Source organism: Pseudonocardia nigra (assembly GCF_019396355.1).
In the GTDB taxonomy this organism is placed as follows: Bacteria; Actinomycetota; Actinomycetes; order Mycobacteriales; family Pseudonocardiaceae; genus Pseudonocardia; species Pseudonocardia nigra.
In genome coordinates this window covers 14,595-32,269 of sequence record NZ_JAHKRK010000067.1, presented here as the reverse complement: position 1 = coordinate 32,269, position 17,675 = coordinate 14,595, and the positions used below count along the sequence as shown (strand labels likewise).

Sequence of the window (17,675 nt, the reverse complement as noted above, 5' to 3'; positions counted from 1 at the left end):
CTCGGACCCCCGCGCCGGTCAGCAGCCGCCCCCGCCGCCCCCACCGCCGTCGCCGCCCCCGCCGCCGCTGAAGCCGCCGCCACAGTCACCGCCGCCGCCCCAGCCGCCCCAGGAGCCGCCGGAGTCGGAGCCGCCGGAGCGGCTGCCGGTGTGGGTGCGGCGGCGCGTCGGGCTGCCGTGGACGCTGCGGGCCCGGTCGGCTGCGGTGCTCGCGAGGGCGATCACCAGGGCGAGCACGACCAGCGCGGCGGCGCCGATGAAGATCAATGCCAGGTACATGTCGGTACCTCCTCCCGCGGCCGGGCCCGCCGTCCCCCCGGACGTCGGCTGCCCGTGGCCGTCACGGGGAGTGTGTGCGCGGTCACGCCGCGCAAGCCAGGTTCTTGGGCAGAACTTGAGGTGCCGTTCAGTCCCTGACGTCGACGCCGGGTCCGAAGGCGAAGCGGCCCCTGATGCGCCCGGCCAGCGGGGTGGGCCTGGGGTAGTACCAGGCGGCGTCCGGGTTCTCCGCCCCCTCGACGACCAGCGTCTTGTAGCGGGCCCGGCCCTTCCAGGGGCAGAGCGTGGTGGTCGCGGAGTCGCGCAGGTACTCGGGGCGCACGGCCTCGGCCGGGAAGTAGTGGTTGCCCTCGACGACGACGGTGTCGTCGCTCTCGGCGATCACCGCGCCGTTCCAGGTGGCCTTCACCTGCGCGATTGTCCCGCGGAACCGGCCGGGTCGCTCAGACCGCCTGGTGCGCGGCCTCGCGCAGCGCGGCGTGCCGCCCGGTCTCGCCGGAGCGACGTGCGGCCGGGACCGGTGCGGCCGGGGCCGGCTGCTTGGTGACGAAGGCGTGCCGGGCCGCGGCGAAGCCGTACCGGTCGTCGAAGATGTCCCGGCTCATCTCGGCGAGCTCCTGGACCCGGTAGGTCTCCAGCGGCCTGCGCTGCTCGTCGGCCGCCCGCGCCGCGGCCTTCGCCGCGAGCCGGTTCGCCAGGCCGGGGCTCGTCGCCAGGCGCGCGGCATGGTCCAGCACGGCCGCATCGAACTCGGCGGGCGAACCGGGCAGCACCCGGTCGGCGAGCCCGATGCGGGCGGCCTCGGCCGCGCCGATGGGCAGGCACTCGCCGGTGAGCCGGCCCGCCTCGTCGGCGCCGACCCGCCGGGGGAGCACGTAGGTCCAGTACTCGGATCCGGAGAGGCCCATCGTGCGGTAGTGCGCGTTGAGCACCACACCGTCGCGCAGCAGCACCTCGTCGGCCCCGAGGCCCAACATGACCCCGCCCGCCCCCGCATTGGCGTTCATGGCGGTGACCACCAGTTGGTGGGTGCAGGTGATGATCTCGCGGCAGACGTCGTCGATCGCGACGATGTTGCGCCACGCCTCCATCGCCGGGTCGGGCCTGGCCTCGATCACGCCCAGGTGGATCCCGTTGGAGAAGAACTGGCCGCCCCGCAGCACGATGACCGCAGTGTCCTGCGCGGCGGCGAACCGCACTGCGGCGGCGAGGCGGTGGCACTGCGTGGTGGACATCGCGCCGTTGGGGAAGTCGAAGCTCAGCACGCCGACGGCGCCCCGGCGCCGGTACGCGATCTCGCGGTAGCCGTCCGCCTCTCCCGCCTCCAGCGGCTCGAGCGACTCCGGGACGTGCGCCACCCGGTCGCCGAGCACGGCCGCCGCCGGCAGCTTGACCCGCGGGCCGTCGTCGGCGGACACCCGGCGCAGCTGCCCGATCCACAGCGCCCCGTCGCCGGTGCGGACGAGCACGGCGCCGTGCCTGCGCAGCGCGATCGTGCCCGGCTCGCCGGGCGTGGCCGGCCCGCGATGGGCGTCGAACACCGACACCGGCAGCCCGGCGAGCACCGTGCGCACGCCGGGCGAGCCGTCGGCCGCGCGGATCCGCCGCAGCACGTGCTCGGTGGGGTCGGACCAGGAGAACGCGCGGTCGGTCTGACGCATGGTGGGCCGGAGCCTGCCGCGCACCGGGCGGGTGGGGTCGAGCGGACGCGGGACGAAGGTGGGGTTGGCGGCCCTCGCCACCACCTCCCGCGCGAGCTCGACGGCGGCGTCGGTGACCGGACCGGCGTACAGCGCGCTCTTGCGCGGCGGATCGGCCGGGAGCGCGAAGGTGCGCGTGGCCCAGATCGGGCCGGCGTCCATGTCGGCGATGGCCTCGAGCGCGGTGACGCCCCAGTCGGGCTCGGCACCGGAGATCGCCCAGTCCAGCGACGACGGGCCGTGGTCCCCCTCCGGGCCGGGATGGAGGATGACGGTGCGCCGGGTCCGCCACACGTCGTCGGGCACCCGCTCGCGCAGGAACGGGCACAGGATCAGTTCCGGGTCGACGGTCGCGACCGCCCGCCGGACGATGTCGTCGGATCCCGCGGTCTGCACGACGACCTCGTGACCGTCCGCCCGCAGTTCCGTCCACACCCGTTGGGTGAGTCCGTTGAACGACGAGCAGAGCAGCAGAATTCGCACGGAGGTCTCCGATTGCGGACCGATTACGGGCATGTTCCACCGCGAATCGGGGAATCCGCGGGGTTCGACGTTTCGACCACGATTTCTCGACGTGATCATCGTGGCACACGGAGGCGCCGGGGACGCCCGGGAACCCGGGCACGCCGTCCGTTCCGCCAGACGAACTGTAACGATCACCGAGCCAGGTGAATACGCCGCCATTCGGCTGCACTGCTGCGGCTGTTCGGCGTAATCTCTCGGGAATGGCGGTCCGAAACGCCGGTTCCTCCGCCGGCGCGCCCAGCGGTGCGCGCCGGTCGACGACCGTGGTGCACGGTGGGGACCGCCGCGCCGGACGGTCGTTCCCGGAGTGCCCGATACGCGCAGCAGCGCCATTTCCGGTGTTGTTCGCAGCGTCGAACGGCGGATCCGGAGAGCCGAGTGGTGAGGCTCTGTGGGCCATTCTTCGTAATGCCCACCGGCTGTTTGCCGGGCCTTCGTCGGCTTGTACTGTCTGCCGCCTATCGAAGTGGCGAAGCCGTGATGGCGGCCGGACGGAGCGGAATTCCATGCAGACCATGGCGCCGACCGGACCTCCCGTGGAGGAGGGCCGTGAGGATGGTGGCCGGGGCCGGGCCCGGCTGCTCGAGTACCTGCCGCGCGGCAACACCCTCGACGAGAAGGCGTTCCGCAGGCGGCACCGGCTCCTACAGTGGGTGCTCCTGCTGCACGTACCCGCTCTGCTGGTGCTCGGCCTCGCGCTCGGCAACAGTCCCGTGTTCGTCGGCTGCACGCTGATCGCCCCGGTGGTGGGGCTCGTGCTGGGCCAGGTCGTGACCCAGCGCAGGATGGCCTCCTTCTTCACCACCGGCGGGTACGTCTTCAGCTCCGCTGCGCTGGTGCTGCTCACCTCGGGGAGCATCGAGGCGCACTTCCACTTCTTCATCATCATCGGCTTCATCGCCCTCTACCAGGACTGGGTGCCGTTCCTCTGGAACGTGACGTTCACCGTGGTCAGCCACGGCGTGGGCACCATCTGGTTCGGGGAGCGGATCTTCAACCACCCCGCGGCGCAGTCGAACCCGTGGCTGTGGTCGTTCGTCCACGGCGTGGCCGTGCTCGCCGCGTGCGTGGGGATGGTGATCTTCTGGCGGATCACCGAGGACGAGCAGACCGAGAAGGAGGCACTGGGCAAGCAGCTCGTGACGGCCGACGCCGAGATCGGGCGCCGCCGGTTCGCCTCGGCGATGCTGGTCAACCTCGCCCGCCGCAACCAGAGCATGCTCTACCGGCAGCTGGACATCATCAACCAGCTGGAGGAGAAGGAGCAGGACCCCGATGCGCTCGCCGACCTGTTCACCCTCGACCACCTGGCCACTCGCGTGCGCCGCAACGCCGAGAGCCTGCTGGTGCTCGCGGGCGAGCAGCCGCCGCGGACGTGGTCGGCGCCGGTGCCGCTGCGCGACGTCGTGCGGGCGGCGATCGCCGAGACCGAGGACCTCGACCGGGTCGTCTTCGCCGTCGACGACCACGTCGCGCTCTCCGGGTACGCCGTCGCCGACCTGACGCACCTGCTCGCCGAGCTCACCGAGAACGCGGTGCGCTTCTCCCCGCCCGACACGCTCGTGACGATCCGGGCGCGCCCCGACCGGCGGACCGAGGGGGCGCACCTGCTGACCGTCGAGGACTGGGGCGTCGGCATGCCGCCCGACGACCTCGCCGCGGCGAACGACCTGCTGTCCCACCCCCGCGAGGTCGACCTCGACGCGGTCCAGCGGCTCGGGTTCCACGTCGTCGCCCGGCTCGCCGCCCGGCACGGCATCGCGGTGTCGCTCGGCGCCACCCCGGGCGCGGGCGTCAGCGCGGTCGTCGCGCTGCCGGCCGCCCTGTTCGCGGCGGCCGCACGGCTTGCCGAGAACACCGCACCCGCCGCCGTCGGCCCGGCCGTCGCCGAGCCGCGTCCCTACGTCGCCGCTCGTGTGGAGCGCCCCCAGCGCCTCGACCGGCCGCAACCCACCGCGGAGCCCGCCGAGCGGCCGGAGCGGCCCGCGCCGGCCACTCGCCGCGAGCGCATCGAGGTGCACGTGCCACCGCAGGCCGCACCGCCGCCGGCCGAGCTCGTGGGCGCGGACGCGGGCTGGCGCGGGTGGTGGAACCCGGAGTCGGCGCACGCCGAGGCGCACCCGGCCGGCGCAGCCGCGTCCAACGGTGCCTCCGCCGACGCCCCGGGCGCCCACGGGCTCACCGCGAACCGGCATGTCGTGCGGCCGCCCGCGGACCGGCCCAGCCCCGTCCCGCGGCCCCGCCCGGAGGTGGCGCCGCCGTCCGCACCCACGAAGGGGCTGCGCCGCCGCGTGCCGCAGGCCCACCTGGCCCCCGAGCTGCGCACGCCGTCGGCGGGCGGCGCCGACGAGAACCCGCAGCACGACGCGGGTGCCGCGAGCGCGCTGTCGCGGTACCAGGCGAGCAGGCAGGCCGCGCAGGCGTTCGTCGACCGCGCGGGCGCGCAGACGGGAGAGCGGTCATGACCGGTCCGGCAGGCCAGCTCGACTGGCTGCTGGCGGAGTTCGTCCGCGACACCCCCGGCGTCGTGCACGGCGTCGTGGTCTCCGGTGACGGCCTGCGGCTGGCCATGTCGCCGGGGGTCGGCGTCGCCCTCGGCGACCAGCTCGCCGCTGCCGCCTCCGGGCTGGTCAGCCTCGCCCGCGGCACCGCGCACCTGCTCGAGGCGGGGCCGGTCAGCCAGACCATCCTCGAGATGGCGGGCGGCTACCTGTTCGTGACGTCGGTGAGCCAGGGCGCCACGCTCGCGGTGTTCGCCGAGCGCCGCTGCGACATCGGGATGGTCGGTTACGAGATGATGATGCTCGCCTCCCGGGTGGGGCACGCCCTGACCCCGGCGCCCCGCACGACGGCGGGCGGGTAGCGGTGCAGTCCGACGATCCCGGGCGGCACGGCGGCCGCGTGGTGCCGGTGTACGCGCTGACCCGCGGCCGCACCCGCTCGAAGGCCGGTGCGGACATGCCGGTGGAGACCCTGGTGACCGTCACCGCTGCCGGCGGCCGGACCGCCGATCTCAAGCTGGAGTACCGCACCACCGTCGAGTTGGCCGCGCGTCCGATCTCGATCGTCGAGATCGGGGCGGCGCTGCGCGTCCCTGTCGGTGTGGCGCGGGTGCTCGTGGGCGACCTCGTCGACGCCGGCTACCTGACGGTGCACCTGCCGCCGTCGTCCGCGGGGCACGGACCGACCCCCGAGATCCTCGAGAGGCTGTTGGAGGGCCTTCGTGCACGCTGAGCGAACGAACGGCGCCGAACAGGGGGAGCTGATCCCGCTGAAGGTGCTGGTCGCGGGCGGGTTCGGGGTGGGCAAGACCACCCTGGTCCGCTCGCTGTCGGAGATCCCGCCGCTGCTCACCGAGCAGGCGATGACGGCGGCCTCGGTCGGCGTCGACGACGCGGACGCGGTGCCCGACAAGTCGACCACCACGGTGGCGATGGACTTCGGGCGCCTCACCGTCGACGAGTCGCTCATCCTCTACCTGTTCGGGACGCCGGGGCAGTCCCGGTTCTGGTTCATGTGGGACGAGCTCGCGCGCGGGTCGGTGGGCGCGGTGGTGCTGGTCGACCTGCGCCGGGTCGACGACTGCTTCCCGGCCATCGACTACTTCGATAACCGGCGGCTGCCGTTCATCGTGGGCGTGAACCGGTTCCCGGGTGCGGACGACTACGACGTGGAGACCGTCCGCGACGCGCTCGCGCTCCCCCCGGGCTGCCCGCTGGTGTGGATGGACGCGCGCGACCCCGCGTCGAGCCGCGCGGCGCTGGTGGCGCTGGTCGAGCACGCGCTGGCTCGCACGGCGGTGAGCAACTGACGGCCGGGCGCTGTGGGATCAGCCCGCCGGGCGGACGACGATCCGGGCTGACGGCACGGCAGCGGCGAGGTGCGCGATGTCGTCGGGGTCGGCGGTGATCACGAGCCCGCCACCCCGGCCGGCGCACACCGCCACGACGTGGGCATCGACGATGTCGGCGGAGCTCGCGTCGGAGCCGTGGAGCACCGCGCCGACCTGGCGTGCGAGGGCGAAGTCCGTGTCGATCACGACGACGGCGGGGCGCTGTCCCCTGGCCGGAGCGTGTCGTGCCACCGCCGCCTCAACGCGTCGCGTCCGCGCGGCCCCGCGACAGGCCTCGGCACAGACGACGGCGGGAACGAGCACGTCCCGGCCGCGGTCGAGCGCCTCCTGCAGGAACGCGCGGAACGCGGCGGGCGGCGCCGGATCGGCGAGCGCCTCCAGTCCTGCCGCGTCGAGGACGAGTGGGAGCGTCACGCCGGCCGGCGCCCGGTGTTGATCGCATCCAGCTCGTCGAAGGCGGCCTGCGCCGCGGCCCGGTCGGCCTCCGACACCGGGCCTGCCTCGCGTTCCCATCCGTCCAGCAGATCGCGGAGCGCGGCTTGCCGGGCCAGGCGCTCGACGTGGATCTCCAGCGCTTCGTCGACCACTGCGGACAGGTTCTGCACGCCGAGCGCCTGGGCCTGCTCCAGCGTCGCAGCGTCGACCGTCACCGTGATCTTACGCTTGGCCATACTTCTATACTACTTGCGCGTGCGTCACCGTGGCCAGGTCGACGTCCGCCAGGCGCCCGGGCCGGGGTGCAGGGGCGTCCGGAAGGCCACCGACGGGTCCGACCAGCGGTCCCGCTCGACGGGGCCGGCCGGCGGCGCGCCGGACGTGGCGGCCGCCGCCAGCACGACCGTCAGGGCGGCCAGCTCCGCGTCTGACGGCTCGCCCCGGACCACCCGGAACAGCGCCCTGCGCTCCTCCGGCGTCGCCTCGGCGCCGGTCACAGCGGGATGTTCCCGTGCTTGCGCGGCGGGACGGACTCGCGCTTGGTGGCCAGCGTGCGCAGTGCCCGCCCCACGTAGCCGCGGGTGTGGGACGGCGGGATGACGCCGTCGATGTAGCCGCGGTCGGCCGCGATGTAGGGGTTGGCGAGGGTGTCCTCGTACTCCTGCTGCAGCTCCGCGCGGCGGGCGGCGAGCTCGTCGCCCTCCAGGCCGGCCAGCTCCTTGCGGTAGAGGATGCTCACCGCGCCGGCGGCGCCGGTGACGGCGATCTGTGCGGTCGGCCACGCCACGTTGATGTCGGCGCCGAGGTGCTTGGAGCCCATCACGTCGTACGCGCCGCCGTAGGCCTTGCGGGTGATCACCGTGACCTTGGGGACGGTCGCCTCGGCGTAGGCGTAGATCAGCTTGGCACCGCGGCGGATGATCCCGTTCCACTCCTGCTCGGTGCCGGGCAGGAAGCCGGGGACGTCGACGAACGTGACCACCGGGATGTTGAACGCGTCGCAGGTGCGGACGAAGCGGGCCGCCTTCTCGGAGGCGTCGATGTCGAGGCAGCCGGCGAACTGGGTGGGCTGGTTGGCGACGACGCCGACGCTCCTGCCCTCGATCCGCCCGAACCCCGTCACGATGTTCGGCGCGAACAGCTCCTGCACCTCGAGGAACTCGCCCTCGTCGAGCACCCGGTTGATCACCTCGCGGATGTCGTACGGGGTGTTCGGGGAGTCCGGGATGATCGTGTCGAGCTCGAGGTCGGTGTCGGTGAGTCCGTCCTCGATGCCTCCGGCCGTCGGCTCCGGGGCCGGGTAGGACGGCGGCTCGGAGAGGTTGTTCGACGGCAGGAAGCTCAACAGCTCCTTGACGTAGGACAGGGCGTCGGCCTCGTCGTCGGCGAGGTAGTGGGCCACGCCGGACTTCGTGTTGTGCGCCCGGCCGCCGCCGAGGTCCTCGAAGTCGACCTCCTCGCCGGTGACCGTCTTGATGATGTCCGGACCGGTGATGAACATGTGGCTGGTCTGGTCGACCATCACGGTGAAGTCGGTCATCGCGGGGGAGTACACGGCCCCACCGGCGCACGCACCCATCACCAGTGAGATCTGCGGGACGACGCCCGAGCTGCGCACGTTGCGCACGAAGATCTCGCCGTAGAGGCCGAGGGCGACCACGCCCTCCTGGATGCGCGCGCCGCCGCCGTCGTTGATGCCGATGACCGGGCAGCCGATCTTCATGGCGAGGTCCATGACCTTGACGATCTTCTCGCCGTAGACCTCGCCGAGCGCGCCGCCGAACACGGTGGCGTCCTGGCTGAACACCGCGACGGGGCGGCCGTCGATCGTGCCGGTGCCGGTGACGACCCCGTCGCCGAACGGGCGCTTGGCGTCCATGCCGAAGTTGGTGGACCGGTGCCGGGTGAGAGCGTCCAGCTCCACGAACGAGCCCGGGTCGAGCAGCTGGTCGATCCGCTCGCGGGCGGTCTGGCGGCCCTTGGCGTGCTGGCGCTCGACCGCGGCCGCGCTGCCCGCGTGCACCGCGCCGTCGATGCGGCGGTAGAGGTCGGCCAGCTTGCCGGCGGTGGTGTGGATGTCGGGCTCGTCGGCGGCCGCGCCGGACGCGTCGGCGAACGGCTCCGTTGCAGCGCTCATGGAACGGCACCTTAACCGGCGGGTAGGCGCACGGCTCCGTCTCCGGAAAGCGGCCTTCGTCACGCAACCTCGCCGCCAGGCGCGGCGAGGCTTCCTCGGGGCGGAACGCGACGGCCACCCGCGCGCCACGGGCGCGTTCCCCCGGTCGGCGAGAGTTCGCCTCCCCCGATCGAGTGAGCAGCGAGGAGTCATCGTGGGCAAGGGCATGGACCGTCGGCACTTCCTCGGCGTCGCGGGTGCCGGTGGCGCCGGCCTGGCGCTGGCGCTGGCCGGGTTCTCGGGGGCCCCGCCGTGGCCGCGCCCCGGTTCGGGACGAACCCGTTCACGCTGGGCGTGGCCTCCGGGGACCCGGCGCCGGACGGCGTCGTGCTGTGGACCCGCCTGGCGCCCGACCCGCTCGCGACCGACGGCAGTGCCGGGATGCCGCCGCGGGTCGTCCCGGTGCACTGGGAGGTGGCCGAGGACGAGGCCTTCGGGCGGATCGTGCGGCGTGGGACCGAGCCCGCCATGCCGGAGCTGGGGCACTCCGTGCACGCGGAGGTGCACGGGTTGCGCCCGTCGGCCGACTACTTCTACCGCTTCCGCGCGGGCGCGGAGATCAGCCCGGTCGGGCGCACCAGCACCGCGCCCGACCCACGCCGCCGCACCGACGCCGTGACGTTCGCCCTGGCCTCGTGCCAGTCGTGGGCGGGCGGCCGGTACGCCGCCTACCGCACGATGGCGCAGGAGGACCTCGACCTGGTCGTGCACGTCGGCGACTACGTCTACGAGGGCCGCGACACGGAGACGCTCGCCAACTTCCGGCGAATCCACGCCCAGTACAAGACCTCGCCGGACCTGCAGGCCGCGCACGCCGCGTTCCCGTTCGTCGTGACCTTCGACGACCACGAGATCGAGAACAACTGGGCGGGCGGGGTGTCCCAGCCCGACGGCGAGGCCTCGAACGAGCCGGCCCGGTTCGCCGCCCTGCGCGCCGCCGCGTTCCAGGCCTACTACGAGCACCTGCCGCTGCGGCGCATTGCTCGGCCGCAGGGGGCGTCGATCCGCCTGCACCGCCGCGTCGGCTACGGCGACCTGGCGACGTTCCACGTGCTCGACACCCGCCAGTACCGCGACCCGCAGCTCGACCCGGGGTTCCCCAGCGCGCCGCTGCACCCGGCCAGCGCCGACCCGGCCCGCACGTTCACCGGCACCGAGCAGGAGCGCTGGCTGTTCGACGGCCTGGACCGCTCGGCCGCGCGGTGGAACGTCCTCGCCCAGCAGACGATCATGGCCCACTTCGACTACGACACCGGGCCCGGCGTCGCGGTCAACCACGACCAGTGGGACGGCTACGCCGCCGCCCGGCAGCGCGTGCTCGACTTCGTCGCGCAGCGGCGGCCGTCGAACCCCGTGGTGGTGACCAGCGACTGGCACTCGTCCTGGGTGAACGACCTGACCGCCGTGGCCACCGACCCCACCTCGGCCGTGGTGGCCACCGAGTTCGTCGGCACGTCCATCAGTTCCGGGTGCGGCTGGGCCGACGAGGTGGCCGCGGCGGTGCCGCACAACCCGCAGGTCAAGTTCTTCGACGGTGCGCGCCGGGGCTACGTCCGCTGCGAAGTGACGCCGCAGGAGTGGCGCAGCGACTACCGGGTGGTGGCCTCGGCCGCCGACACCGCCGCGCCCGCGACCACCCTCACGTCGTGGGTGGTCGCCGACGGGCGGCCGGGGGCGGTTCCGGCCTGAGCGTCACGGTGCGCCCGGCGACCGGGGGCGGCCGCCCGTCGCCCGGGTGCGGGGAAACGGTCCGTGGCAGCACCGGCCCGGAGGTAGCGTCGGCCACCATGAACGTGACCGCCCGGCCGCTCGACGCGGAGAAGCTGCGCGCCGAACTCGTGGGGCCGTGGGCGCAGCTGGACGTCGTCGAGCGCACCGGTTCCACGAACGCCGACCTCATGGCCGCCGCGGCCGCCGGCGCCCCCGACCGCAGCGTGCTGGTCGCGGAGTACCAGGAGTCCGGGCGCGGCAGACTCGGCCGCACGTGGGTGGCGCCGCCGGGCAGCGGGCTCGCCGTCAGCGTGCTGCTGCGGCCCACCGGTGTGCCGCCGTCGCGGTTCGGGTGGCTGCCGCTGCTGGCCGGACTGGCCGTCCTCGACACCGTGCGTGCCTGCACCGACGCCCCCGCCGGCCTGAAGTGGCCCAACGACCTGCTGATCGGCGCGCAGCGACGCAAGGCGGTCGGCATCCTCGCCGAGGTCGCCGACCCCGTCCGGCCCGCCGTGGTGATCGGGATCGGGATCAACGTCGCCGCCTCGCCACCCGACCAGCCCGGCGCCACCTCGCTCGCGGCGGAGGGTGCCGACGTCGACCGGGCGAGCGTGCTCTCCGAGCTGCTCACCCGGCTCGCCGAGCGCGAGGCGGCGTGGCGGGCCGGTCGCGGCGACCCGGACGTCACGGGGCTGCGGGCCGACTACCGCGCGGGATGCGCGAGCCTCGGCTCGGAGGTGCGGGTGGAGCTGCCCGGCGGAGCCGCGATCACCGGGATCGCCGAGGACGTCGACCGCGACGGGCGCCTGCTGCTGCTCGACGGCAGAGGCCACCGACGCGCTGTGGCGGCGGGTGACGTGGTGCACCTCCGGCCGGCGGGCTGAGCAACCCGCCCGAGTGCGATCGCCGTGGCGCGCGGCAGCCCGGGTTACGAGGCCCTTGGGCTCGCCGGCGATAGCGTGGCCTCGTGGCCTACCCGGACGCTCTCCTCGTCGAGGGCGAGCTGGTCGTCGCGCACAAGCACCCGCACTGGAAGATGCTCGTGGTCCCGGTACTCGTGCTGCTGCTCGTCGTCGGGGTGTGCAGCTATCTCGCCGCACTCGTGCGCGAGCAGCCGTGGGCTCCGTGGGCGTGGCTCGGGCTGGCCGGGCTGGGGCTCGCGCTGGTGGGATGGCTCACGATCGCGCCGTTCGTGCGCTGGCGCACCACACACTTCGTCGTGACGACCCGGCGGGTGCTCGTGCGGGAAGGGCTGCTGTCCCGGCAGGGCATGGACATCCCGATGGGGCGGATCAACAGCGTCCGGTTCCGGCACACGGTGCTCGAGCGGATCCTCGGCTCCGGCACCCTCGTCATCGAGTCGGCGTCGGACGAGCCGATCGAGTTCGACGACATCCCGGGCGTGGAGAAGGTGCACGCGATGCTCTACAACGAGGTGGCCGACGATGACGACAGCTAGAGCGCTCCCGATGACCGTGCCCGCCGCCGGGCTGCCGGAACGCGTCACGATCTACGAGGTCGGGGCGCGGGACGGGCTGCAGAACGAGTCCGCCGTCGTGCCGGTCGAGGTGAAGGCCGAGTTCCTGCACCGGCTGGCGGGCGCCGGGCTGCGGACGCTGGAGGCCACGAGCTTCGTGCACCCGAAGTGGGTGCCGCAGCTGGCGGATGCCGCCGACCTGCTGCGGCAGCTCGTGCGGGCCGAGGGCGTCGACTACCCGGTGCTGGTGCCGAACGAGCGCGGGCTGGACCGGGCACTCGAGGCGGGCGTGGCGCACGTCGCGATCTTCGGCAGCGCCACCGAGACGTTCGCACAGCGGAACCTCAACCGAAGCCTCGACGAGCAGTTCGGGATGTTCGCCCCCGTCGTGGAGCGCGCGCTCGCGGAGGGCCTGCGGGTGCGCGGGTACGTGTCGATGTGCTTCGGCGACCCGTGGGAGGGCCCGGTGGCGCCCGAGCAGGTCGCCGCGGTGGGGCGGCGCCTGGTCGAGATGGGCTGCCACCAGCTCTCGCTCGGCGACACGATCGGCACCGGCACGCCCGGCCACGTCGACGCCGTGCTCGACGCGTGCGCCGCGGACGGGGTGCCGATGACGCAGCTCGCCGTGCACTTCCACGACACCTACGGCCAGGCGCTGGCCAACACGCTCGCCGCGCTCCGGAAGGGCGTGACCTGCGTGGACGCGAGCGCGGGCGGGCTGGGTGGGTGCCCGTACGCGGAGTCGGCCACCGGCAACCTCGCCACCGAGGACCTCGTCTGGATGCTCGACGGGCTCGGCGTCGCGCACGGCGTGGACCTGGACCGGCTGGTCGCCACGAGCGCGTGGATGGCCGAGCAGTTGGGCAGGCCGTCGCCGTCGCGGGTGGTGCGGGCGCTGGCGGGCTGAGCGGAGCTTGCGGAGCGGAGCCTGCGGAGCGATCGTCGGTGCTCAGCGGAGCCTGCGGAGCGATCGTCGGTGCTCAGCGGAGCTTGCGGAGCGATCATCGGTGCTGAGCGATCCCGGATTCTGTCGGTGGGCTGCGGCACACTGATGCTCACCGAGAAGCAAGGAGGTGCGCGATGGCCATGCCGGTGCCACACGGGCTCATGACGGTCGAGGAGTACGACGCGCTGCCGGAGGACAACTCGGCCCGGTACGAGTTGCAGGAGGGGGTGCTGATCGTGTCGCCGCGCCCGCTCCGCAAGCACCAGAGGGCAGTGATCCGGCTCGCCGCTCAGCTCGAGCAACAGCTCCCGGATCACTGGGAAGCCTTGGCCGATTTCGAGGTACTCGTCCGCGGCGACGATCCGGCCACCATTCGCGCGCCCGATGTCGTCGTCGTCCCCGTCGACGGGTCGGAGAATCGCGTCCCCGCAAGCGAGGCCGTGCTCGCGGTCGAGATCATCTCGCCAGGGTCACGCAACGTCGACCGGTACCTCAAGCCCGTCGAGTACGCCGACGCCGGCATCCCGCATTACTGGCTGGTGGATCTCGACCCACCCGTCCCGTCGATCACCACGTTCGGGCTCGGTGCACCGGGGGACGGCTACGTGGAGAGCCAGACCGCGACGCGCGAGCTGGTGGTCACCGAGCCGTTCCCCCTGCGGATCGACATCGACGCCCTGGTCAGCCGTCGCTAACCGGCGTCGCGCGTGCCGAACATGCCGGTGAATGTGCTGCGGTACACCAGGACGTCGCCGCGGTGCAGGTACGCCCGCAACCGCACCAGCCCCACGCCGGGGCGGCTGCGCGAGCGCCGCGCCTCCAGCACCTCCATCGATGCGCGCAGCTCGTCGCCAGCGAACACGGGCGCGGGCCAGGCGATCTCATCGCCGCCCGGCGAGCCCAGCGACGTGGCCCGGGTCAGCACGCCGTCGGCATAGGCGCGCATCCACAGACCCGCGGTGAACCACCCGGACGCGGCCAGCTGCCCGAAGATCGAGGCCTTGCCCGCCTCCTCGTCGACGTGGAACGGCTGCGGGTCGAACCGGCGGGCGAACGCCACCATCTCGTCCCGGTCGACGACGGCGGTGCCGAGGTCGAACACCCGGCCGGGGATGAGGTCCTCGAAGGCGAGCTCGGGGCTCATGCGTTCCCCTTCGCGAGGATCTCGAGCGCGGCCGCGTGCACCGCGCCGTTGGAGGTCACCCCACTGCCGCCGGTGTACGTCAGCGCCCCGTCGAGGTCGCTGAGCGCACCACCGGCCTCGGTGAGGATCGGCTGGAGCGCGGCCAGGTCCCACGGGTTGGCGAGCGCGTCGACGGCGAGGTCGAGCACGCCCTCGGCCACAAGGCAGTGCTGCCAGAAGTCGCCGAAGGCGCGGGTCTCCCAGCAGGCTCCCAGCAGCCGCTCGTACTGGGCGCCGCGCCCGACCTCGGCGAACATGCGGATGTCGGTGGTGGACAGGTAAGCGTCGGCGAGGTCGGTGACGCCGGAGACGGCGATCCGCCGGGGCGGGGCGTCCGGAGCGTCGGAGGTCCACGCGCCCGCGCCGCGGGCCGCCCACCAGCGCCTGCCCAGCGCGGGTGCGCTCGCGACGCCGACCACCGGCTCGCCCTGCACCGTCAGCGCGATGAGGCTGCCCCAGGCCGGCATGCCGCGGGAGAAGTTCTTGGTGCCGTCGATCGGATCGAGCACCCAGCCACGCCCCGACTCCGGGACGGTGCCGCCGCCCTCCTCACCGAGCACGGCGTCGCCGGGCCGTTCGGCCGCGATCAGCCGGCGCAGCGCCTCCTCGGCCGCGGTGTCGGCGTCGGTCACGGGGGTGCGGTCGGGCTTGCGGGTGACGCGCAGGTCGGCGGCGCGGAACCGGGCGAAGGTGATCGCGTCGGCCGCGTCGGCCAGTCGGAGGGCGAGCTCGAGGTCGGGATCCGCTGCGGGCACGGGTGCACTCTCGCACGCCACCGATCGGCTTCCCCGCGGGCGGCCTAGGGTGGGTCCCGTGACCACCGTCCTGCTCGCCGAGGACGACGCCGCGATCGCCGAACCGCTGTCGCGCGCACTGCAGCGCGAGGGCTACGAGGTCGCCGTCGCGACCGACGGCGTCGCCGCGCTGGAGCGGGTGCGCCACGGCCACGTCGACCTGCTCGTCCTCGACCTCGGCCTGCCGGGGATGGACGGGCTGGAGGTGTGCCGCCGCGTCCGCCTCGAGGCGCCCGACCTGCCGGTGCTCATGCTCACCGCCCGTACCGACGAGGTCGACTTCGTCGTCGGCCTCGACGCGGGCGCCGACGACTACGTCGGCAAGCCGTTCCGGCTCGCCGAGCTGCTGGCCCGGGTGCGGGCGCTGCTGCGCAGGCACACGCCGGAGGCGGTGGAGGTCGGCGGCGTGCGGATGGAGCTGTCCGGCAGGCGGGTGCTCGTCGACGGCGCCGAGGTGGGCCTGGCGAACAAGGAGTTCGAGCTGCTGCGCGTGTTGCTGCTGCGCGCCGGTCAGGTCGTCACCCGGGAGGAGATCCTCCGTGAGGTCTGGAACGACCCCGACATGAAGACGTCCAAGACCCTCGACATGCACATGTCGTGGCTGCGCCGCAAGATCGGCGGTGAGCACCGGATCGCGACGGTGCGCGGCGTCGGCTTCCGGTTCAACCACGACTAGCGGGGGTTTCGCGTGCGCCGCCGCATCCTGCAGTCGACGCTGCTCGTCGTCGCGATCACCGCGCTGGTGCTCGGCGGCCCGCTCGCCATCACCACGTGGCGGCTGGTGGAGGACATCCACCGGGCCGACCTCACGCAGCGGCTCGAGCAGGTGGCGGCGCGGCTGGACAACCCGGGGGCCGGGGACCGCATCGACATCGCGGCCATCGAGCTGGCGGTGCCGACGGGCGGGCGGCTCGTGCTGGAGCTCACCGGCCGCCCGCCCCGGGTGATCGGCGCCGAGGTGGGCCCGGACCCGGTGTCGGAGACACTGCCGTTCGCTCCGGGCGGCACGATCACGCTCGCGGAGCCGCTGTCGGCGATGCGCACCGAGCAGGTGCAGGTGACGCTCGTCGTCCTGCTGCTCGTGGTGCTCTCGATCGGCACCGGCGCGGTGGTGGCGACGGTCACCGCGCGCAGGCTGGCCGAGCCGCTGCGCGGGGTCGCAGACCGCGCGGCGCGGCTGGGTGCCGGCGACTTCCGCTCGGTGGCGGACCGGCACGGCATCCCCGAGCTGGACCGCGTCTCGGACGTGCTCGACACCTCCGCGGCCGCGCTGGCCGAGCTCGTGCAGCGCGAACGGGCCCTGGTCGGGGACGTGTCGCACCAGCTGCGCAGCAGGCTCACCGCGCTGCAGCTGCGCCTCGACGAGCTGACCACCCATCCCGACCCCAGCGCGCGCCGGGAGGCCGTCGCCGCGCTCGAGCAGGCCGAGCGACTCTCCGCGGTGCTCGACGAGCTGCTGGAGGCCGCCCGTGCGGCGCGCGCCGCGGGTGCGGAGCCGCAGGACCTGCGGGAGGGGCTCGCCGTCGTCGCGGACGAGTGGCGGCCCGCGCTGCGCGGCGCGGGGCGGTCGCTCAAGGTTCGGGTGCCGGACGGGCTGTTGGCGCGGGTGACGCCCGCCCGGCTCCGCGAGGCCGTCGGCGCGCTGCTGGACAACGCGCTCCAGCACGGCTCGGGCACCGTGACCCTCAGCGCCCGCGCGGCGGAGAGCAGCCTGCTCGTGGAGGTCAGCGACGCCGGCCCGGGGGTGCCGGAGGAGCTCGTGCCGCACGTGTTCGACCGCGGGGTCTCGGTCGGCTCGTCGACCGGGCTGGGGCTGGCGCTCGCCCGTGCCCTCGTCGAGGCCGACGGCGGGCGCCTGGAGCTGTCCCGCCCACGGCCGCCGACGTTCACGATCTTCCTGCCGGCCGCGCGGGCCGACGACGTGGTGGGCGCGGTCCGACCGGCCTCGTCCCCCCGCTGACGAACCCGCCGTGAACAGCTCTGGGCGAACAGCTCGGGGCCCGCGGCAGGAGCCCTCAGCGGAATCGGGACGCGACGGTCAGCCGGCGGGGACCTTGCGGCGCACGTCGGCGTCCGGGAAGACGAAGCGGCGGAACGCCCACCAGCGGAACGCCATGCCGGCCAGTACGCCGATGATCTGGCCGCTGACGAAGTCGGCGATCTCTTGCGTGACCAGGCTCACGCCGGGGACCTTGAGGTCGAGCACGTAGCGGGAGATGGCCAGTGGCGCTGTGTAGACCGCCACACCGATCCCGCTGATGAGGAAGAACAGCGCGGCCTCGTGGTGCCGTTCCCGGCCGCCCCGGGTCCGGAACGACCACTCGCGGTTGAGCACGTAGGACACGATCGTCGCCACGAGCACGGCAATGATCTTCGCGGTGAGTGGCTTGGGTGCCAGGACGGTGGTCTTGAGCAGCAGGAACACCGCGGTGTCGATCACCCAGGTGCTGCCGCCCACGAGGGCGAACTTGACCAGTTCCCGGTGCTTGATCGCCACGTCGCGGTAGGGCTGGGGGATGACCGCCAGCGTCGACTCGACCACAGACACCTGCTCGATCGTGCCAGACGCAGGTGCCGTCGGCCGCGCCGGTACGCTT

Annotated in this window: 21 protein-coding genes and 1 pseudogene; 12 read left to right on the top strand and 10 right to left on the bottom strand. The window is 73.7% G+C overall.

What is annotated here, in order from left to right; genetic code table 11:
• Window positions 1-18 precede the first annotated feature (18 nt).
• The 3 genes from KME75_RS18390 to KME75_RS18380 form a co-directional block, all read right to left on the bottom strand.
• Window positions 19-279 carry a hypothetical protein gene (locus tag KME75_RS18390; RefSeq protein ID WP_219416071.1) on the bottom strand — a complete coding sequence of 87 codons (261 nt, stop codon included), beginning with the start codon at window positions 277-279 and terminating at the stop codon, window positions 19-21.
• Window positions 280-406: 127 nt separating this feature from the next.
• Window positions 407-688 (bottom strand): DUF427 domain-containing protein, encoded by a 282-nt coding sequence (locus tag KME75_RS18385; protein ID WP_219416070.1) that lies wholly within the window; start codon window positions 686-688, stop codon window positions 407-409.
• 34 nt (window positions 689-722) lie between these two features.
• Entirely contained in the window at window positions 723-2,462 is a 1,740-nt protein-coding gene (locus KME75_RS18380; RefSeq protein WP_308282875.1) for a hydrogenase maturation protein, read from the bottom strand.
• Between the two features lie 548 nt (window positions 2,463-3,010).
• Here KME75_RS18380 and KME75_RS18375 point away from each other — a divergent pair.
• From KME75_RS18375 to KME75_RS18360, 4 genes are read left to right on the top strand one after another with little or no spacing between them, the layout of a single operon-like run.
• Window positions 3,011-4,969 carry a sensor histidine kinase gene (locus KME75_RS18375; protein WP_219416069.1) on the top strand — a complete coding sequence of 653 codons (1,959 nt, stop codon included), beginning with the start codon at window positions 3,011-3,013 and terminating at the stop codon, window positions 4,967-4,969.
• A complete protein-coding gene (locus KME75_RS18370) occupies window positions 4,966-5,367 on the top strand; it encodes a roadblock/LC7 domain-containing protein (RefSeq protein ID WP_219416068.1) in 402 nt (133 codons plus the stop codon). The genes KME75_RS18375 and KME75_RS18370 overlap by 4 nt, the downstream gene beginning before the upstream one ends.
• A 2-nt stretch (window positions 5,368-5,369) precedes the next feature.
• Window positions 5,370-5,738, top strand: a complete 369-nt coding sequence (locus tag KME75_RS18365; protein WP_219416067.1) for a DUF742 domain-containing protein — start codon at window positions 5,370-5,372, stop codon at window positions 5,736-5,738.
• Window positions 5,728-6,315 (top strand): GTP-binding protein, encoded by a 588-nt coding sequence (locus KME75_RS18360; protein WP_308282874.1) that lies wholly within the window; start codon window positions 5,728-5,730, stop codon window positions 6,313-6,315. The genes KME75_RS18365 and KME75_RS18360 overlap by 11 nt, the downstream gene beginning before the upstream one ends.
• Window positions 6,316-6,333: 18 nt before the next feature.
• Here the strand turns inward: KME75_RS18360 and KME75_RS18355 are convergent, their stop codons facing one another.
• The 4 genes from KME75_RS18355 to KME75_RS18340 are packed head-to-tail and all read right to left on the bottom strand — an operon-like array spanning window position 6,334 to window position 8,929.
• Window positions 6,334-6,771, bottom strand: a complete 438-nt coding sequence (locus KME75_RS18355; protein ID WP_219416066.1) for a PIN domain-containing protein — start codon at window positions 6,769-6,771, stop codon at window positions 6,334-6,336.
• On the bottom strand, window positions 6,768-7,028 hold the full coding sequence (locus KME75_RS18350; protein ID WP_219416065.1) for a type II toxin-antitoxin system CcdA family antitoxin: 261 nt from the start codon (window positions 7,026-7,028) through the stop codon (window positions 6,768-6,770). The genes KME75_RS18355 and KME75_RS18350 overlap by 4 nt, the downstream gene beginning before the upstream one ends.
• Window positions 7,029-7,052: 24 nt before the next feature.
• Window positions 7,053-7,289, bottom strand: coding sequence for an acyl-CoA carboxylase subunit epsilon (locus tag KME75_RS18345; RefSeq protein ID WP_219416064.1), 237 nt, complete (start codon window positions 7,287-7,289; stop codon window positions 7,053-7,055).
• The gene (locus tag KME75_RS18340) at window positions 7,286-8,929 is read right to left on the bottom strand and encodes an acyl-CoA carboxylase subunit beta (RefSeq protein ID WP_219416063.1); all 1,644 of its coding nucleotides are present in this window, start codon (window positions 8,927-8,929) and stop codon (window positions 7,286-7,288) included. The genes KME75_RS18345 and KME75_RS18340 overlap by 4 nt, the downstream gene beginning before the upstream one ends.
• On the opposite strand from KME75_RS18340, the pseudogene KME75_RS45985 reads away from it, so the two are divergent.
• From KME75_RS45985 to KME75_RS18315, 6 genes and pseudogenes are all read left to right on the top strand, one after another.
• Window positions 8,868-9,194: pseudogene (locus KME75_RS45985) on the top strand (hypothetical protein); the annotation flags it as partial. The gene KME75_RS18340 and the pseudogene KME75_RS45985 sit on opposite strands and share 62 nt — an antisense overlap.
• Window positions 9,195-9,220: 26 nt before the next feature.
• Entirely contained in the window at window positions 9,221-10,657 is a 1,437-nt protein-coding gene (locus KME75_RS18335) for an alkaline phosphatase D family protein (RefSeq protein WP_308282872.1), read from the top strand.
• Window positions 10,658-10,755: 98 nt separating this feature from the next.
• Complete coding sequence (locus tag KME75_RS18330) at window positions 10,756-11,562, top strand: biotin--[acetyl-CoA-carboxylase] ligase (RefSeq protein WP_219416062.1); 807 nt, start codon at window positions 10,756-10,758, stop codon at window positions 11,560-11,562.
• An 83-nt stretch (window positions 11,563-11,645) separates the two neighbouring features.
• The gene (locus KME75_RS18325) at window positions 11,646-12,137 is read left to right on the top strand and encodes a PH domain-containing protein (protein WP_219416061.1); all 492 of its coding nucleotides are present in this window, start codon (window positions 11,646-11,648) and stop codon (window positions 12,135-12,137) included.
• Window positions 12,124-13,062 carry a hydroxymethylglutaryl-CoA lyase gene (locus KME75_RS18320; RefSeq protein WP_219416060.1) on the top strand — a complete coding sequence of 313 codons (939 nt, stop codon included), beginning with the start codon at window positions 12,124-12,126 and terminating at the stop codon, window positions 13,060-13,062. Before KME75_RS18325 ends, KME75_RS18320 begins: the two co-directional genes overlap by 14 nt.
• 173 nt (window positions 13,063-13,235) lie before the next feature.
• On the top strand, window positions 13,236-13,796 hold the full coding sequence (locus KME75_RS18315) for a Uma2 family endonuclease (RefSeq protein ID WP_246632334.1): 561 nt from the start codon (window positions 13,236-13,238) through the stop codon (window positions 13,794-13,796).
• Here the strand turns inward: KME75_RS18315 and KME75_RS18310 are convergent.
• Window positions 13,793-14,245, bottom strand: a complete 453-nt coding sequence (locus tag KME75_RS18310) for a MaoC family dehydratase (RefSeq protein WP_219416059.1) — start codon at window positions 14,243-14,245, stop codon at window positions 13,793-13,795. The two genes, KME75_RS18315 and KME75_RS18310, sit on opposite strands and share 4 nt — an antisense overlap.
• Window positions 14,242-15,039 (bottom strand): histidinol-phosphatase, encoded by a 798-nt coding sequence (hisN, locus tag KME75_RS18305; protein ID WP_219416058.1) that lies wholly within the window; start codon window positions 15,037-15,039, stop codon window positions 14,242-14,244. Before hisN ends, KME75_RS18310 begins: the two co-directional genes overlap by 4 nt.
• Before the next feature lie 58 nt (window positions 15,040-15,097).
• Here hisN and KME75_RS18300 point away from each other — a divergent pair, with 58 nt between their 5' ends.
• Together KME75_RS18300 and KME75_RS18295 are read left to right on the top strand one after the other, a co-directional pair.
• Window positions 15,098-15,754 carry a response regulator transcription factor gene (locus KME75_RS18300; RefSeq protein ID WP_219416057.1) on the top strand — a complete coding sequence of 219 codons (657 nt, stop codon included), beginning with the start codon at window positions 15,098-15,100 and terminating at the stop codon, window positions 15,752-15,754.
• Between the two features lie 12 nt (window positions 15,755-15,766).
• A complete protein-coding gene (locus KME75_RS18295) occupies window positions 15,767-17,038 on the top strand; it encodes an ATP-binding protein (protein WP_219416056.1) in 1,272 nt (423 codons plus the stop codon).
• Window positions 17,039-17,116: 78 nt separating this feature from the next.
• On the opposite strand, the gene KME75_RS18290 is transcribed toward KME75_RS18295, so the two are convergent.
• Window positions 17,117-17,626: a GtrA family protein gene (locus KME75_RS18290; protein ID WP_219416055.1), complete on the bottom strand. Its 510-nt coding sequence runs from the start codon at window positions 17,624-17,626 to the stop codon at window positions 17,117-17,119.
• Between the last annotated feature and the right edge of the window lie 49 nt (window positions 17,627-17,675).

Coding starts and splice junctions, on each gene's coding strand:
- KME75_RS18390 (WP_219416071.1), bottom strand. CDS start 279: ATGTACCTGGCATTGATCTTCATCGGCGCCGCCGCGCTGGTCGTGCTC.
- KME75_RS18375 (WP_219416069.1), top strand. CDS start 3,011: ATGCAGACCATGGCGCCGACCGGACCTCCCGTGGAGGAGGGCCGTGAG.
- KME75_RS18370 (WP_219416068.1), top strand. CDS start 4,966: ATGACCGGTCCGGCAGGCCAGCTCGACTGGCTGCTGGCGGAGTTCGTC.
- KME75_RS18350 (WP_219416065.1), bottom strand. CDS start 7,028: ATGGCCAAGCGTAAGATCACGGTGACGGTCGACGCTGCGACGCTGGAG.
- KME75_RS18340 (WP_219416063.1), bottom strand. CDS start 8,929: ATGAGCGCTGCAACGGAGCCGTTCGCCGACGCGTCCGGCGCGGCCGCC.
- KME75_RS18330 (WP_219416062.1), top strand. CDS start 10,756: ATGAACGTGACCGCCCGGCCGCTCGACGCGGAGAAGCTGCGCGCCGAA.
- KME75_RS18320 (WP_219416060.1), top strand. CDS start 12,124: ATGACGACAGCTAGAGCGCTCCCGATGACCGTGCCCGCCGCCGGGCTG.
- KME75_RS18315 (WP_246632334.1), top strand. CDS start 13,236: ATGGCCATGCCGGTGCCACACGGGCTCATGACGGTCGAGGAGTACGAC.
- KME75_RS18310 (WP_219416059.1), bottom strand. CDS start 14,245: ATGAGCCCCGAGCTCGCCTTCGAGGACCTCATCCCCGGCCGGGTGTTC.